Source organism: Acidovorax cavernicola, from assembly GCF_003581445.1.
In genome coordinates this window covers 1-1,918 of the sequence record NZ_QXMN01000173.1, presented here as the reverse complement: position 1 = coordinate 1,918, position 1,918 = coordinate 1, and the positions used below count along the sequence as shown (strand labels likewise).

The 1,918-nt window shown below is 61.7% G+C and carries 2 protein-coding genes; one reads left to right on the top strand and one right to left on the bottom strand.

Annotation, left to right across the window (positions count from 1 at the left end; translation table 11 throughout):
- The first annotated feature begins 184 nt into the window (after nt 1-184).
- Nucleotides 185-1,006 carry an IclR family transcriptional regulator domain-containing protein gene (locus D3H34_RS32195; protein WP_119558817.1) on the top strand — a complete coding sequence of 274 codons (822 nt, stop codon included), beginning with the start codon at nt 185-187 and terminating at the stop codon, nt 1,004-1,006.
- Nucleotides 1,007-1,136: 130 nt separating this feature from the next.
- Here the strand turns inward: D3H34_RS32195 and D3H34_RS32190 are convergent.
- Nucleotides 1,137-1,918, bottom strand: a 782-nt coding sequence (locus D3H34_RS32190) for an alpha/beta fold hydrolase (protein ID WP_119558816.1), incomplete at its 5' end; no start/stop codon positions are given.

Sequence of the window (1,918 nt, the reverse complement as noted above, 5' to 3'; positions counted from 1 at the left end):
CCAATGATCAGGACCTCTGCGTCCCGTGCGGAATCTGTCTCGTGCGCTTGTTCTGTCATGTCCCTGGTCCTTGCTCATCTCGCCGTGGTGGCGTGAATTGGATTGTGTTGACCGCTGCGAAGCCGGTAAACTGAGTGCACGTGGTGCACCATGAGCCACGGGTAACTACCGAGAAGAGCGCCCGATGCCGGACGACACACCTGCCTCCAGTGAGGCCTACAAGGACATTCGCAGTCTGGCCCGCGGCATTGCCTTGCTCAAATGCATGAACCAGATGCCCGGCGGCACCGCGACCACGACCGAGCTGGGCCAGATGACGCAGATGCACCGCACCACCGTCAAGCGCATGCTGGAGACGCTGCGCCATTCACGCTTTCTGGACTATGAGGCGCACAGCGGCCTGTATCGACTGGCGCCGCGCGTGATGCGCCTGAGCCATGGCTTCACGCCCCGGTCGCTGATGGCCCGATTGGCATGGCCCTTCATGCTGCGTCTGTCCAAGCAGCTGCTGTGGCCTTGTACGTTGTCCTCGTTCGAAGGCGATGCAATGCATATTCGCCGCTCGACCCAGCCCTATAGCCCCTTGTCCTTTCATCCAGGAACGCCGGGGCGCTTGTTGCCCATGCTGTCGACGGCCGCGGGGAAAGCATATCTGGCTTTCTCCAGCGATTTGACCCGTCAAGCAGTCTTGGACCTGCTGGCGCGCAGCGGGCAGTGGAATCTCGATGCTCAGCGAGCGCGCCAGCACCTGGACCAGGAGCTTGCCGACACCGTTGCCCGTGGTTACAGCATGAATCTGGGGGACTGGCAGCTCGAGCCGCGCTTTGGCGCCTTGGCTGTGCCACTGAAGTACCAAGGCAACGTATCGCTGTGCTTGAGCGTCACCTTTGTCAAGAACGTGTTCGAGCAGCGGCAAGCTGCCCAGCAAATGGCCAGCGCACTGCTGCGCTGCAGGGACGATATCGAACAGGCCTGCACTGACTGCGGTGAAAACGAGCTGTACTGAGCCGCTGAGCCCGTGCATCCCGGACTGCTGCGCTGCGGAAAAAAGGCCTGGCGCTGCGCCCTTCTCAGCCGGTGACGCGGCAGTCACCGGCTGAGGCTGGACTTGCAATGAGGTCGGTTGCCACAGCGGCTTAGCGTGCCAGGAAGTCTTTGACCATCTTGTTGAAGACCTCGGCATGCTCCCACTGAGCCCAGTGACCGCATTGGCTGAAGACATGGAACTCGGAGTTGGGAATGCCCCAGAGCAGGCGCAGGCCAATGTCCAGCGGCACAAAACGGTCGTCACGCCCCCAGATGATCAAGGTCTGGGCCTTGATTTCCGGCAGGCGCGTGCCGTAATCGGTGAACTGCTTGGGGTTGATCTGGGCGCTTTTGACAAAGTTCTCCAGATGGTCGCGGCGGGCCAGGATATTGCTCAGCCGCTGCTGATACAGCGCTTCGGTCAGGTTGCTCGCGTCGTAGACAAACACATTCATCATGCGCTTGAGGTTTTCCACGGTGGGGTCGCGGTAGAGCGCGCCAATCAGCTTGATGCCTTCGGCAGGCATAGGCACGAAGGCGCTGGGGCCGCCCGTGCCGCCGCCCATCAGTATCAGCCTGCCGACCCGCTCGGGATGGGCCAGTGCAAAACCGACAGCGCTGTGACCACCCATGGAGTTGCCGATGATGTGGACCTTGGCGATGCTCAGCGCATCGAGCACCGCCTTGAGACAGCGGGCGTTCAGGTCCGAGCGCGAGCCGGTGCTGACAATCGGGTCGCTTTTGCTCCAACCCGGGCAGTCGAGGAGGATCACGCGATAGCCTGCGTTCACCAGGGGGTCGATATTGCGGTGGAAATTGGCCCAGCCGCTAGCGCCGGAGCCAGAGCCATGCAGCATGACAACCACTTCGCTGCCTGTGCCCACATCGTTGT

Excerpts from the sequence above, each read along its gene's own strand:
- D3H34_RS32195 (WP_119558817.1), top strand. The coding sequence starts at position 185 with ATGCCGGACGACACACCTGCCTCCAGTGAGGCCTACAAGGACATTCGC.